A 13,946-nucleotide genomic window follows, 5' to 3' on the forward strand; every position below is an offset into this window, starting at 1 on the left:
GCCGCCCGCCAATGATCGCCATTGTGCTGCGAGTCACGCAGGCCGTGTTCGTACTGCTCGCGGCCTATACCGTGACGTTTTGTGTGCTGCGGCTGGTGCCCGGCGATCCGGTCACCGTGATGCTGACCGCGGGCGGGCACGAGGTGAGCAACGCCGATCCCGAACAGGTGGCCGTGCTCACCGCCAAGTTCGGGCTCGATAAGCCTCCGCTCGAGCAATACTTCGCGCAGCTGTGGGATCTCGTGCGCGGCGACTTCGGGTTCTCGTATCGCACCGGGAATCCCGTCATCGACGTGATCACCGACCGCGCACCGAGTACGCTCTCGCTGAGCGCCCTCGCGCTGGTGCTCGCGGTCATCGGCGGACTCGCTCTTGCCTGCGTGACTGCGCTCACGAACTGGCAGCCGCTGCGCAGACTCCTGCGGCGACTTCCCGCGCTCGGCATTGCCGTGCCCAGCTTCCTCGGTGGTCTGCTGCTCATCCAGGTCTTCGCGTTCTCGCTAGGCCTGCTGCCATCAGGGGGCGGTCGTGGCTTTTCGAGCCTGATCCTGCCCGCGCTCACACTGGCCATCCCCGCCGCCGCAGTGATCGCCCAGGTGCTCATGAAGGGGTTCGACGAGGTCGCGGTCGAGCCGTACCTCAATACCGCACGGATGAAGGGGCTGAGTCGAGTCCGTGTGCTGCTGCGGCACGGTCTGCCGAACGCCATCGCCCCAACCGTGACGATGCTCGCGCTCATCATCGGTTCGATGGTGACCGGCACGGTCGTGGTCGAAGAACTGTTCTCGCGCAACGGTCTCGGCAAAGAACTGCAGCAGGCGGTGCTGCATCATGACTTCCCGGTCGTGCAGGGCATTGTCGTGCTCGCATCAGTGCTTTTCGTCACGATCAACTTGCTTGTTGACCTCCTCTATCCGCTGCTCGATCCGCGCCAGCGCGACGATGCCGAAGTACCAGAGGAGATGCTCGTTTCGTGACTGCCCCTACCCGCGCGCTGTTCCGCCAACCCGGCGTGACCATCTCGCTACTGTTCCTCGTGTGGGTCGCAATCGCCGCGGTCTGGCCGCAGTGGCTCAGCGATGTCGATCCCACCTCGGTCGACCCCGACAGCCTGCTGCAGCCACCGAGTACGGCAGCTCTATTCGGGACGGATGAACTCGGTCGCGACGTCTATTCGCGCGTCGTGCAAGGTGCATCGCTGACCGTGCAGGCGGCATTTTTGGCGATCGTGATTGCCGCAGCCTTCGGCCTGTTCATCGGTGTCGTGGCGGGTGCCGCGGGAGGCATCCTCGACACCGCCCTGATGCGGATCGTCGACGTGAAACTCGCGGTTCCAGGTTTGCTCCTTGCTCTCGTGATCATCTCGGCCCTCGAGTTCAACGCCGTCAACGCAGCAATCGCGGTAGGAATTGGATTCATCCCGAGTTTCGCGCGCACCACCCGAGCGCGTGTGCTGACCGTTCGTTCCGCCGGCTACGTCGAGGCGGCTCGCACGAGCGGCCATTCACGAACCTCGATCCTTTTCAAACACATCCTGCCCAACGCATCCGGCCCGGTGGCAGCGCTCTTTGTCCTCGACTTCGGGGGCGCGATCATCGCCGTCGCCACGCTCAACTTCCTCGGTTTCGGCGCACAACCGCCGCTCGCGGACTGGGGCTCGCTCATCTCCGACGGTCGCAACTTCCTCACCACGGCACCGTGGGTGCCGCTGCTGCCGGGCCTCGTGGTGGTCTGCACCGTGCTCGCCTTGAACCACCTCGCTCGCTCACTCGAGGAGGTCTCGCGATGACACCATCCACAAGCCCCGCGACCCGGCCCGCCGCAAGCCTCGAGATCCGCGACCTTAACGTGTCCTACCGGCAAGGCCGTTCGTCGGTGGCCGCGGTGCGTCACGTCGATCTCGTCCTCCGCCCCGGCGAGGTTCTCGCGATCGTCGGAGAATCCGGTTCGGGAAAGAGCACCCTCGCATCGGCATTGCTCGGTCTCCACGAGCGCTCCGTGACGGTCGCAGCCGAGCGGATGCGCATCCTCGGCCAGGACATGCGGGATGCGCGGGAGCGTGACTGGCGCCACCTGCGACAAGACGTAATCTCGCTCGTGCCGCAGGACCCGCTCGTGAGCCTCAACCCGTCGATGCGCATCGGGCAGCAGGTGCTCGAGGCGCTGCGCAGTTCGGATGCGAGGCGGCAGGATCCAGCGCAGGTCCTCCACGATGCCGGGCTCGATGACCCCGAACAGCAGCTGCGCAAGTATCCGCACGAGCTTTCGGGAGGTCAGCGGCAACGCGTGCTCATCGCGATCGCCCTGGCCTGCGAGCCGCAGCTGATCATCGCCGACGAACCGACCAGCGCCCTCGACGTCACCGTCCAGCGGCGCATCCTCGACCACCTCGAAAGGCTCGTTCAAGCGCGAGGCATTTCACTCATCCTCATCACCCACGATCTCGCCGTCGCCGCCGAACGCTCGCATCGAATGCTGGTCCTCGACCAGGGCCTCGTGGCCGAGCAGGGACCAACGCAAGAGGTGCTCGAGTCTCGATCCCCAGTCGTTCGGCAGCTGCTGGATGCGGCGCCGGCGCGCAGCGCCTCGGGGGAGCTTGAGCTCGGCAGATTCGCCAACGGCGAGCCGGATCTTGCGCCATCAGCAGCCGAGCCGCTCATCGCGTTCCGCGGGGTGAGCAAGCAGTACCGGGTGCGGGCAGTCGACAATGTACAGCTCGAAATTCCGCGCGGGCAGACGCTCGGCATCGTGGGTGAATCCGGGTCCGGCAAGAGCACCCTGCTGCGCATTGCGCTTGCACTGACGCAGCCAAGCTCTGGAGAGGTCACGTACGCGGGCGAGAGCCTGCAGGAACTCGGGCCGCGAGCGCTTCGGGCGCTGCGCCGGAAGTTCCAGTTTGTGCAGCAGGATCCCTTCGCATCCTTTGATCCGCGCTACACGGTCGGCCGCGCCATTGCGGAGCCGCTCGACGCATTCCGAATCGGTACCCGGCAGCAGCGCCGCGCCCGCGTGCGGGAGCTGCTCGAAATGGTCGACCTGCCAGCGGAGTTTGCGGAGCGCTTACCGCACCAGCTTTCGGGCGGCCAGCGACAGCGCGTCGCGGTCGCTCGCGCACTGGCCGCGGAGCCGGAGACCATCTATTTGGACGAGCCCGTATCTGCGCTCGACGCCACCGTGCAGAAGCGCCTGCTTGACACACTGGTCGCGATTCAGCGCGACCTCGGCGTCACCTACGTGTTCGTCTCCCACGATCTCGCGGTGATCGCCCGAATTGCGCACCGGGTCGCGGTGATGCAGCACGGTCGAATCGTGGAGGAGGGTCCGGCACCGCAAGTGCTGCACGACCCTCGAGCCGGATATACCCAAGCGCTCCTCGCCGCGGTGCCCAAGAGCATCCACGAACCGCAGACTTCGGAGAGCACCTTGCATAACGCGCAGGAGTCTTGAAACTCCTCGAACCTTGCACTTCATTGACGCTGAATACCTAAATTGCTCCTACCCCAAGAGTGATCATTAGACACACGCGTCACATCTCACAGTGCCGAAGAGGCGTGATGGCGCGAGATCGGGATGGTCAATGATGAACTATTCGGGCAGAGCTGGCACGGTAGCGGGTCTTGCGGCCGCATTATTCGGTGCAGCCGGATATCTCTGGTGGTGGATGAGCACGCAAAACCCGATCAACGTGGTGACGATCACACTCGGGGCTGCCTTCGCTGCGCTCATCGTCACGCAGTTGATTCGTCTCTTCGTTGATCACGGCAAGGGAGCGAACACGCCGCTAACCCTCGTTGTGGCCGGCCTCTGGATATTTCTGATCTGCGGCATTGCCGGACTCGCGGTCGCGGGAGCAATCATCCGCGGCGATCACCTTGTCGCATCAACATTTACGATCCGGATGCTGTTTGTCGCCGCGTTCATTGCGGCCTATGCGGTAGCACTCTTTGCGGTGCGTCACCGATGGATTCTCCTCCCCATGGCACAGCTTCACGGCATTGACCCAAAGAAACCGGACGAGCCAGATCCGAACCCAATGGTCAGCCCCTTCGCCGCCGGCTACTTCATCGAGGAGTATCGACTGCAGCGCTCGCATTTCCTGCGCCAGCTTCGGCTTGAGCAGGGTGCCGACCTGCTGAAGCGAGCGGGACGTGCACTTTCGATGTCGGAGTCTATTGCGGGCCTCAAGGCGCAGCACGAAGAGCTGGCCGGACTCTTGGTCGAGGCCACTAAGCCTCCGATAAATCGGTGGCTATTCGTTGGCAAGCGGCGCACCGTTCCGAGTGGGCAACGCATCCGCCAGCTCAGTGCTTCGCTGTACGAAGCCGCCAATGGACAGTCGAAATCACGTGACGTGTTTCTCATGAAAGTGCAGAATCAACTCGCCGTTGTTGCGCTGTTCCTGCTCGTAACGGTGGGAGCTTTCGCTGCAACCGGATGGGTTGTACCCATGGCTCTGGCCGGTGTTGCGGCGCTTATTTTTCGCATCCGCAAGCTCATGCCTGAAGGAGATCCTGCTGCATACGACGGCGGAGCCCGGTGGATGGCACTGTTCATCACACCCTTGCTCGGTGCGGTCTCGGCGGTGATCGGTCTGCTCGCGATCGCCGCGCTGGTGGGCGCGGACGTGCTCAGTGACACCCTTGGCGCTGGGCTCGAGCTGCCAGAAGGACTCGGCATCGATTCCGGGCCGCAGGAGTTCGGAATTCTCGCCCTGGGAATCGCGATTGCCTTCGGATGGTCAGCCCGGCTACTCGACACCATGCTTTCGACGCTGAGCGACCGGGTGTCAGCGCCGGCGCCGGCGGAAGAATCTTCTGCAACCGCGACGCCGTCCGACGGGCAGTGACGCAGTGGACGAAGGGTCGAGACACCGACCTGCCGGGTAATGGGCCATTTCAGCCGAGTAAACGGCGAACCCATTCGCCTATTCGTCCGAAGAAACCCCTGCGTCGTCTCTGCTTCGACGCAGTGCCCGAGTTACCCCCAGGAGGCTCAGTTGCTTTCGAGTCGGCTTCTAATCGGTTGATCACAGTGTCGAGGCCCGCTCGATATTGACCCGTGAACTGATACTCGGCGTGCCGCGCAACTTTCCAAAGGTAACTCCGCGGGTCGCTTTCTGTCGTTCCCGTGTCGATCTCATTATTCGTCGTGACAAATCCGTAGACCGGGAACCCAAGGTAGTCCGTTCGTCGCCACAGGTTGACCCATGCGGGTGCCGAACTCGTGCTCTTCTGCAGCAATTCACGGAGTCCGGGCCCGTAACGACCACTAGTGTCGCGCTTGCCGTACTGCTGCCCCCAACCTGCCTCGTGTAGGACCTGTCGATGCCACGGGTCAACGCTCAACAGCTGTGGTGCGAGCGTCGGTGGTACCCCAAGCACATCCGGGCCCAACACATCCGGAAAGAGTCGCGAGAAATATGGGCGCAATTGGATACCGAAGGTAAGTAGCCCGATTCGATCCTTCACATCCTCCCTGCGCCGGGCGCTCAATGCCGCAAAGATCGTCGCCGTGGCGAGCACCGCACCCATCGAGTGGGCAGCGAGCACAATCTTTCGGGTCGACGCAGCGTGCTCCCGATCCTGCGACTCAGCGTCTTCAAGGTCATTGGCTTCCAGCCAATCGAGCACGCGGACGCTCAACTCAGGGATGGTGCGTTCCCCGTAACAGGGCGGAGCAAAAGGGTGACCGGCGCGCGGTAAGAAACACAGTATGTCCCACAACAGCCCGAGCGGTCGCTCATCTTTGGAGGCTGTGTTGGCGATGACGAGGGCCACTAACCCGGCTGAGGCAAAGACCAAGAGCGGGAGTGCTAGATTTCTGGCCGTCAGGACGAGTACCGCCCACCATTCATTTGCAATCTCCGGAGTTTCGCTCCCCATTGGGAAGCTCACCAAGACCGCAAAGAATACGAGAACAATCGCGGTGACAGCGAGCAATCCCAAAATGGGCTCCCCACGTTGCGCAAAAGACGCAAACCGTCGTGCCGATTGCGTTTCACGCTGAATCGGGTCCGTTGCTCGTTCGACTTTCTGCGGGTAGTCGGCGGAAATTTCTCCCGGCGTCCGGATTATTCCGTACGCGCGTCGGCTTCCTGTCGTGCCACTTGGCCATTCCAAAGTCGGTGTGACCAGGAGTCGGTACTTCGGCCACGACTGCCTCAATGCGACGACCACCAAGACCATCAGGAGCAAGATAAAAACCACCACCAAAGCGACGCCAAACAGCTCATAAACGTATGGGGCGACGATTAATTCGGTAGGTATTTTCTCGGCAACTGCGGCAGCATTCCCGTCAGCTCCTGTTGCGCCGATGCCAGTTTCGTTCAGCTCTGTTGCGTTGGAGGCCGTCGCGGGGACTGTGCAGCACACGGGCTTTTCGGTTTGCTCTTGCACGCCAGCATTCAAGAGACTTCGTGTCCCGAACACCAGGAGGCACGTGAGCAACAACGCGGCAATCATTGACAAGGTGAGTGCCACCGAACTCCCAAGGCCCCACCAACCGGTAAAGCGGGTCTGCTTTCTCGTGATCCATATGCAACGCGCCACCATCACGAGGTAGAAGCCCAGGAAGATTCCTCCGGTAATCGAGATCGCCGATGTGCCAATGCTCCCAAAGAACTCGATTTCTTCGCGCTTGGCAAAGCAGCCCATGATCAGCAAGAAGACTGCAACCAGCGGGAAGATTCCCCACCAGCCGTCGCGGCGAACGTTCCGCCACCACAAGGCGGCAAGACAGCCGACGAGAAGTAGCGCGACAAGAGCGGTGGGCACCACCGTGAGCCCGAGAAATACTGTGACCGTTGATTCCTCTGGTGCCGCGTTGTTTGCTTGTCGTTGCAAAGCATCCACGCCAAGGTAGCTGAGGTATGCGAGATAGGCGAGACCAGCCGCAATAAGAAGTGCCCAGCTCGCCACGTGTCCCACATGAATACATCGAGTTGACCGCGCGGTTGGAATCATTGTCAGCACTGTTACCAACGCAACTACCCCGGTCGCAACAATGACCATGGCCCATGAGAATGGTGAGCCAGTGGTCATGTCCTCGACCCGGCACTCGTCTCCGGAGAAAAGCGCCACTAAGCGATGACAAGCAGGGTTCGCAGCGAACGTCGCGTCCCAGGCAAGGAGACCGAGAATCAGGGCAATGCTGGCGGCAAGGTGCGCACGCTCCGCAGTCTCACCAACCCGAGTGCTTGACCAGAAGCCCCGGCTCGCGAGTAGCGGTGGCTCTTGCGAGGCCGCGGCGTTTTCCGGTGAGTTAACCAGTTCTGAGACCTTCTCGGGGTCGAACTTCTCAGCCCACTTCCGCAGGCCAGATTCGTACCGGACGCGGGTCATTCTGGTGATCAGATGAAGAAGCACGATCACCGCAATAACAGCGAGGCTCAACACCCCAAGTCTCAGCGGCCTTCCGACAGCCTGATCCCGAAGGCCATCAAACGCTTCTGGCAGCCCCGCACATTTGATTCCTGACTGGTAACACTGTGTCCCGACTAAGTCGAGCGCAACAGTCGCGAGAGCCGAGGTCAACAGCAGGGTGAGCCCGAGCGCAAACAGCCGCACTGTCAATGCACCCGGTCCGGTCAACCACTCGTGCTCGCCATCACTCTTCCGAACGATTCTCCTGGTCCAGTAAGCCGCATTGCACAGCGAGAACGGAAGCGTGAGCAGCCAGCCAATTTGGACAACCACCGAGGTGACTGTTTCCCACAACGGCCCGAGCGATCCCGTCGTACGCACCATGTTTCCCCACGAATAGGCTTCGGTACGGACCTTCGGGTTTCGGTCCGTCCGCGTCCGCGCCGGTTTAAGACTGATCGGCTGTGCCTCTTCGTCTGCAGGTGGCGGATCTTTGTAGGTCCAGAATCCGCCGAGGTCATCGCTCGCAACACTGACGATTTCGCTCTTCTCAACACCGAGCATTTTCTCCGGTGGCGTGTTATTGATGCCGTGGATGCGCAACTCAAGAATGTGCGGCGTTTGTTTCTCGACCATGACGACCCCTTTGTCGCTCGCATCGACCGCGCTAATTAATGCGCATTCATCAGTCTATTTTCCCTATTCGACTATTACTCAGTTCCCAGCGCACAGAATTTGCACGCTTAGCGAAGCATCCTGATATCCGCCGGGTATTCGGCGCCGAAGGACTTTTCCACGCGGGGCTCTTCCCGCACGAACCCGTGCTTGCGATAGAACGCTTCGGCCCGGTCATTGCCCTCGAGCAACCACAGCCACGCCGGCTGGTTACCGATCGCCGCATCCATCAACTGCTTTGCAAGCCCGGTGCCGTGCGCCTGCGGGAGGGTGTAGAGCCGCTTGAGCTCCACCGGCCGCGGGCCCTCCGGAGTGCGCACCGTGTACGCAAACCCGACGATCTCTCCGACAAGCTCGGCAATCCAGACACCAGCAACCGCGCCAAGCTTGCGGAGCTCTACCGCAAGCGCATCCTTTACTCGCGGCACGTCGAGATGCGGGTCGACAACGTGGACTGGCAGCACCGGGCCGTAGATATCGCGCCAGGTAATGGCATGGATGCGCGCGAGCTGGTCGAGATCATCCGGCGTCGCGGGGCGGATGCGGGTATTGCGTTGCACGGTGACCACCTTATAAAAGTCTGTGCTTTTGGAAGCATCGGCCGAGCCAAGTTCGCCTGGAATGGTTATGCTCGGGCTGCATTCATCGCACTGCGATCAACGCACTGCGATCAACTCAGAATTTGGGAGACCACTTTGCCAACCGTTCTCGCTCTGCACGCCGCCACCGCCGATGTTCCGCTGCTCACTGGCGGCACGATCGCTCGCCTGACGGATGAAGGCCGTCGAGTGGTCATCGTGACGCTCACCGGCGATGCCCCAACCGCCATCGCGCAGCAGCTTGGTGCCGCGCGTGCCGAAACGCTCGGCTACGAACTCGCACTCGAGTCCGAGTCGAAGGTGCCCGTCGCCGAAGCGACCGACCGCATTGTGGAGCTCCTCAAGGACGAAGAAATTGACCTCATCCTGAGCTACGACAAGATCGGTGTCGTACATGAGCCCACCCACGTCCGCGTGCACGAGATCGGCAATGCACTCGTCTCGCGCCTCGGCGCACCCACGGTCGAGGCCGCACTGACCCGTGAACTCATCAACAAGGGTGCCGGGGTTGCGAAGACGCTTCGGAAGACGGTCCCCTTCAACGAAGAACAGCTCTCGCAGTTCGCGTCCAAGGATGACCTGGCGTATGACATCCCGGCGAAGAAATCCTTCGACACGAAATGGGATGCGATGAAGGCAGCCGGTGGCGGTGCCGACCGGTTCTCGCAGTTGCTCGCTCGAGGGATGAAGTTCCCCAAGATGGTTGTCGGCTCACTGTTCCAGCACGAGTACTTCGGTACGGGTCAGGGCGAGGCTCCGGAATGGTTCACCTCGCTCGCGAAGTAGCGGCGCGGCTGGGAACGCTCCTGACGCGTCTGTCGGGTTGGCCTGAGCAATCGAGGTGGTCAGGGTTGTCGAGGCCATCGAAGCGGCCGCAATTATCACTATATCGCGATCGATATATTTGACGTAGAATTGTCCTATGGACCTACGCACCGCGCGAATCGCGGCTGGGATGACACAATCCCAGCTCGCGATCGCCGCCCGCGTCCCCCAACCCAATCTTTCGGCCTATGAGAATGACAGGCGAACACCAAGCCCCGAAGTAGCCGAGCGCTTGGCGCGCGCCCTCCGCGGGCGTCCGTCTGAGCGGTTGGCACAGCACCGCGACGCGGTCCTGGCGCTGCTCGCCAAATACCGCGCATCCAAACCTAGAGTCTTTGGATCTGTCGCGCGAGGCGAGGACGAGGCGGGTTCCGATTTGGATCTCATTGTCGATTTCGGCTCGGACGCGAGCCTTATTGACGAAGTGGGGCTTCGAATTGCGCTCACCGAGTTGCTGGGGATCGAAGTCGATGTCGTCGGAGCCGACACGTTACGTGGTGATTTTGGGCGGCGGGTTGCGCGCGACGCGGTGCCCGTATGACCGACGCCAATGCCAAAGCACGAGACGCCATAGACCGGGTCATTGACGTGTGCGAAACGCTCGAATCGCTTACAAGGATGCCCCCAGAGGAGTTTCTGATCGATACTCGCAGCCAATGGGCCGTTGAGATGGGACTCATCCGAATTGGCGAAGGGGTGAACCGCATCCCCGAATCGGTACTGCAGCGATTTCCCGCGCAACCGTGGCGGCAAATCGTGGGCATGCGAAATTTTGCCGCCCATCAATACGATGATCTGAATCCCGGCCCCGTCTGGCGCACGGCGACCGTTGATGTCCCCGCGCTTCGGCGCTACCTCGTCGAAGTCGTGATCGACGAACTTTGAGTTGAAAGCGCGCGGAATTCTGGCGGAGATACTCAAGCTTTACTTGTACGGCAGGCCGAAGTGCTCGCGCAGCGTCGACCCCGTGTACTCGCGGCGGAAGAGGCCGCGCTCCTGCAGGATCGGCACCACGTGCTCGGCGAACTCGCGCAGCTGACCCGGGATCGTGTACGGCATCAGGTTGAAGCCGTCCGCCGCACCCGACTCGAACCAACGCTGCATCTCGTCGGCCAATCGCTCGGGCGAGCCGACGATCTGGTGATGACCGCGCTGCCCGGCCACGCGCTTCGCGAACTCACGCAGGCTCAGGTTTTCGGTCTCGGCAATGCGCTTGTAGACCGCCAGTCGCGATTGGTGGCCCTGCACCGATTCCGGATCCGGCAGCTGCGGCACCGGCCCATCCAGCGGGTACTCGCGCAGGTCGAGCTGGACCACATCGCGGATGCTGCCAAGGATGTGCTCGGGCTGCACGGTGTCGAGGAAGGCCTCATGATTGCGCTTGGCTTCTTCCTCGGTGGATCCGATCACATACGAGAAGCCGGGCGTAATCAGCACCTCTTCCTGCGCGCGACCGGCTGCGGTGACCTTTTCGCGGAGTTTCGACGCAAAGTTCACCCCTCTTCGAGCGTGGTCTGCGCGGTAAAGACGATCTCGGCATGCTTCGCTGCGAAAGCCACACCGCGGGCTGAAGAGCCCGCTTGCACACGCACCGGCTCTCCCTGCACGGAGCGACGGAACTCACCCGGGCCGGCAACCGTGAAGTAGTGCCCATCGTGGTCAATCGCCTGTACCGAGCCGGGTCTCGTGTAGCTGCCGGCTTCGCGGTCCCAAGCCACCGCATCCTCGCCCCAACTGCGCCAAAGCTCGCGGACGACGCCGATCGCCTCTTCCGCGATCTCGTAGCGCTCATCGTGCGGCAGGTGCTCGGACTGCCCGAAGTTCTTCACCGTGTCGGGCGAGTAGCTCGTGACGATATTCCAGCCGGAGCGGCCCTTCGAGAGGTGATCGAGCGCGAGCACGCTGCGCGAGATCAGGTACGGGTGCTGGAAGGTGGTGGATGCGGTCGCGATGATTCCGAGTTTGTCGGTCAGCGCCGCGAGGGCACCGCCGAGCGAGAACGGCTCGAAGGCATCCACCGGCGGTCCGTAATGCCAGTTCTCGTCCGAACCCGCGGAGAGCTTGTCGGCGATGAAGAACGCATCGAACTTGGCGTCCTCGATGATGCGCGCGGCCTCAGCGTACTGGCTGAGGTCATTGGTGCTGTGCGCGGGAATTTCTGGAAGCCGCCAGGCGGAAGCAAGCTGCCCGTGGGGCAGTGCGAAGAGGGACAGGTGAATCTGGCGGTCTTGGGACATGGTTCTCCGAGGTTCATGAAGCAGTCGGCTTCGATCGATACATTAGGCATGCCTAACCTAACTTAGCCTCTACCTTCGGAGACAGACAGCCCCATGACCCAGCCCACCGTTTCCCCGAACTCGACCGCTGACGCCGGCCGCGCATTCATCACCCCCGACTTCGCGCGCACCTGGCTGATGCGTTCCGGTCGCCCGGCTGTCACTCGCGAGTGGGCCGCGACCGCGGCTGACGTGCTCGTGATCGATCTTGAGGATGCGGTACCCGCGGCCGAGAAGCAGGCTGCGCGGGATGCGCTGGTCGCGGCATTCGCCGCCGGTCACCTCGCGTGGGTGCGGATCAATGCGTTCGGGAGTGGCGAATGGTGCGCCGACTTGGAGGCCTTGGCAACGCTCGGCGACCCGGAACCGCTCCTCGGGGTCGTGCTCGCGAAGGCCGAGACTCCGGAGCAGGTCGCGCGTACCGTTTCCACGCTCCCGGGTGTGCCGGTGGTGCCGCTGATCGAATCGGCACGCGGGTTACAGCAGGTGGATGCGATTGCCGAGGTCAGCGGCGTGCTGCGGCTCGGCTTCGGATCGGGAGATCTCCGACGGGACACCGGCTTCAGTGCCGCGGATCACGTCCTCGGCTACGCCCGCAGTCGGATCACGGTGGCTTCGGCCGCGGCGGGACTGCCCGGTGCAGTCGATGGTGGCGCGCGGGGAACGGATGCGGAATCCTTGCGCGCGCAGGCCGCGAACGCGCTCGACTACGGTTTCGAGGGGAAGTTCGCGATCTACGAGACCCAAGTTGCGCCGCTCAACGAGGCCTTCGCGCCAACTCCAGCCGCGGTCGAATCGGCTCAGAAGCTCGTCGCCGCCCTGGACCCAGAAAACCCAGCCACGGGCGATGATGCCCCGCAGTTGGGTTTTGCCCAGCGCATCCTCACGCGCGCGGCCGCCTACGGGGTGCTCGCTGAGTAGTCCTATCGCAACGAGGCTCTTTCCGGCAGCCTCCGAGCATCCGCCTAGACCGTGCCGGGCTCATCCTCGAATTCTGTCCCGCCGTCGCACCCACTGCGAGGACCGTATCCGCAACGCCAAGACCATGGGCGTACTCAACCTGCCCCTGCACGGATTCGACCAGAACCGCGTATGGCGCCAACTCGTCACCCTCGCGAACGAACTCACCGCCTGGATGGGGCTGCTCGCGCACCCCGACAGCCCACAACGCCGGCGGGAACCCAAACGGTTGCGCTACCTCTTCTTCTCGATCCCGGCCAGCATCGCCCGCCTGACCAGCGCGAGCACTTAGCGGCCGGGCGACAGCCGACCGCGCGGAGAGTCACATTTCTTCACCTTCGGCCCTACGCCTATCCGCCCAGCGCATCCGCCGATACGGCGAGGCGAGACCATCCCGAATCGGAGAAGAACCGTGAGCACCGTAGCCCTCGAAACCCACACCACTCCACTCGAGCCCGTTGAACTCGACGTCGATACCATCGCGAGACTCCCTCGCAACAACGTCGAGGCCATCCCTCCCCTGCATCCGCAGTGGCAGTCGCTCGACCTTCGCGAGGTGCTCGCGCGCCCGGCCGCGTTCGTTTCGGTGAGCCAGTCGAATTCGCTTTATAAGCCGGGCGGCGTGCAGTACGCGGAAGGCCACGCGTATCGTGGCAGCCTCGAAGCGACGGTGCGAGTCGCCGAAGCCGCGCGGCAGGCCCGCAACTTCGTCTCGTTCAACTGGGTCGGGTTCTCGGTCTTCCGCGATCAATATCCGCAGACCGTGTTCGACGCGGCGCAGTACGAGCACTGGACCGGCCACATCGACGCTACCCCGGAGCAAATCGCGTGGGACGATGCGATCGTCGACGAGCTCGCCGACCTCATCCAGCCCGGCGACAAGCAGCTCAAGGAGACGGCACTGCAGACCGCGTTCGTCGGCACCGATCTGCCCGGCACGCTCGCCCGCCAGAAGGTCGAAGTCGTCGTGATCACGGGCATCCACCTCGACTGGTGCGTGGAGGGCAACGCTCGCGCCGCGCGCGACCACGGCCTGCTGCCGATCATCATCGGCGCCGCCACCGGTGCGCACGACCCGGCGGATGAAGCCGCCGCGTTCCGACGCATCAACAACTTCTTCGCCCCGGTGATCAGCTCGGAGCAGTTCGTGGAGCTCATCGGCTAGCTAGCTTCCGAAACTGCCAGGGCACAACAAATCGGTCACTGGTTGGGGCTATTTCGAGAATTAACCCCAACCAGTGACCGATTTG

At 62.7% G+C, this 13,946-nt stretch carries 13 protein-coding genes and 1 pseudogene; 10 read left to right on the top strand and 4 right to left on the bottom strand.

Annotated elements, in window-relative coordinates:
- Positions 1 to 11: 11 nt before the first annotated feature.
- From ACTHXA_RS08990 to ACTHXA_RS09005, 4 genes are all read left to right on the top strand, one after another.
- Entirely contained in the window at positions 12 to 977 is a 966-nt protein-coding gene (locus ACTHXA_RS08990; protein WP_441671525.1) for an ABC transporter permease, read from the top strand.
- Complete coding sequence (locus ACTHXA_RS08995) at positions 974 to 1,789, top strand: ABC transporter permease (protein WP_441671527.1); 816 nt, start codon at positions 974 to 976, stop codon at positions 1,787 to 1,789. The genes ACTHXA_RS08990 and ACTHXA_RS08995 overlap by 4 nt, the downstream gene beginning before the upstream one ends.
- Positions 1,786 to 3,447: a dipeptide ABC transporter ATP-binding protein gene (locus tag ACTHXA_RS09000; RefSeq protein ID WP_441671529.1), complete on the top strand. Its 1,662-nt coding sequence runs from the start codon at positions 1,786 to 1,788 to the stop codon at positions 3,445 to 3,447. The genes ACTHXA_RS08995 and ACTHXA_RS09000 overlap by 4 nt, the downstream gene beginning before the upstream one ends.
- A 130-nt stretch (positions 3,448 to 3,577) precedes the next feature.
- Positions 3,578 to 4,846, top strand: a complete 1,269-nt coding sequence (locus ACTHXA_RS09005) for a hypothetical protein (RefSeq protein WP_441671531.1) — start codon at positions 3,578 to 3,580, stop codon at positions 4,844 to 4,846.
- A 49-nt stretch (positions 4,847 to 4,895) separates the two neighbouring features.
- Here ACTHXA_RS09005 and ACTHXA_RS09010 read toward each other — a convergent pair whose 3' ends face one another.
- Positions 4,896 to 7,997 (bottom strand): hypothetical protein, encoded by a 3,102-nt coding sequence (locus ACTHXA_RS09010; RefSeq protein WP_441671533.1) that lies wholly within the window; start codon positions 7,995 to 7,997, stop codon positions 4,896 to 4,898.
- A 107-nt stretch (positions 7,998 to 8,104) separates the two neighbouring features.
- Positions 8,105 to 8,596 carry a GNAT family N-acetyltransferase gene (locus tag ACTHXA_RS09015; protein WP_441671535.1) on the bottom strand — a complete coding sequence of 164 codons (492 nt, stop codon included), beginning with the start codon at positions 8,594 to 8,596 and terminating at the stop codon, positions 8,105 to 8,107.
- A gap of 135 nt (positions 8,597 to 8,731) precedes the next feature.
- On the opposite strand from ACTHXA_RS09015, the gene ACTHXA_RS09020 reads away from it, so the two are divergent.
- The 3 genes from ACTHXA_RS09020 (at position 8,732) to ACTHXA_RS09030 (ending at position 10,345) form a co-directional block, all read left to right on the top strand.
- Positions 8,732 to 9,421 carry a PIG-L deacetylase family protein gene (locus ACTHXA_RS09020; RefSeq protein WP_441671537.1) on the top strand — a complete coding sequence of 230 codons (690 nt, stop codon included), beginning with the start codon at positions 8,732 to 8,734 and terminating at the stop codon, positions 9,419 to 9,421.
- A 136-nt stretch (positions 9,422 to 9,557) separates the two neighbouring features.
- Positions 9,558 to 10,001, top strand: a complete 444-nt coding sequence (locus ACTHXA_RS09025; protein WP_441671539.1) for a helix-turn-helix domain-containing protein — start codon at positions 9,558 to 9,560, stop codon at positions 9,999 to 10,001.
- Positions 9,998 to 10,345, top strand: coding sequence for a HepT-like ribonuclease domain-containing protein (locus tag ACTHXA_RS09030; RefSeq protein ID WP_441671541.1), 348 nt, complete (start codon positions 9,998 to 10,000; stop codon positions 10,343 to 10,345). The genes ACTHXA_RS09025 and ACTHXA_RS09030 overlap by 4 nt, the downstream gene beginning before the upstream one ends.
- A gap of 39 nt (positions 10,346 to 10,384) precedes the next feature.
- Here the strand turns inward: ACTHXA_RS09030 and ACTHXA_RS09035 are convergent, their stop codons facing one another.
- Positions 10,385 to 10,957 carry an LLM class flavin-dependent oxidoreductase gene (locus ACTHXA_RS09035; RefSeq protein WP_441671543.1) on the bottom strand — a complete coding sequence of 191 codons (573 nt, stop codon included), beginning with the start codon at positions 10,955 to 10,957 and terminating at the stop codon, positions 10,385 to 10,387.
- Complete coding sequence (locus tag ACTHXA_RS09040; protein ID WP_441671545.1) at positions 10,954 to 11,697, bottom strand: NtaA/DmoA family FMN-dependent monooxygenase; 744 nt, start codon at positions 11,695 to 11,697, stop codon at positions 10,954 to 10,956. Before ACTHXA_RS09040 ends, ACTHXA_RS09035 begins: the two co-directional genes overlap by 4 nt.
- A gap of 93 nt (positions 11,698 to 11,790) precedes the next feature.
- On the opposite strand from ACTHXA_RS09040, the gene ACTHXA_RS09045 reads away from it, so the two are divergent.
- From ACTHXA_RS09045 to ACTHXA_RS09055, 3 genes and pseudogenes are all read left to right on the top strand, one after another.
- The gene (locus ACTHXA_RS09045; protein ID WP_441671547.1) at positions 11,791 to 12,657 is read left to right on the top strand and encodes an HpcH/HpaI aldolase/citrate lyase family protein; all 867 of its coding nucleotides are present in this window, start codon (positions 11,791 to 11,793) and stop codon (positions 12,655 to 12,657) included.
- Positions 12,658 to 12,736: 79 nt separating this feature from the next.
- Positions 12,737 to 12,967, top strand: a pseudogene (locus ACTHXA_RS09050) (transposase); the annotation flags it as partial.
- 141 nt (positions 12,968 to 13,108) lie between these two features.
- Complete coding sequence (locus tag ACTHXA_RS09055) at positions 13,109 to 13,861, top strand: cysteine hydrolase (protein ID WP_441671549.1); 753 nt, start codon at positions 13,109 to 13,111, stop codon at positions 13,859 to 13,861.
- The last annotated feature ends 85 nt before the right edge of the window (positions 13,862 to 13,946 follow it).

Origin of the sequence: Gulosibacter sp. (assembly GCF_052090685.1) — a bacterium.
Lineage (GTDB): Bacteria > Actinomycetota > Actinomycetes > Actinomycetales > Microbacteriaceae > Gulosibacter.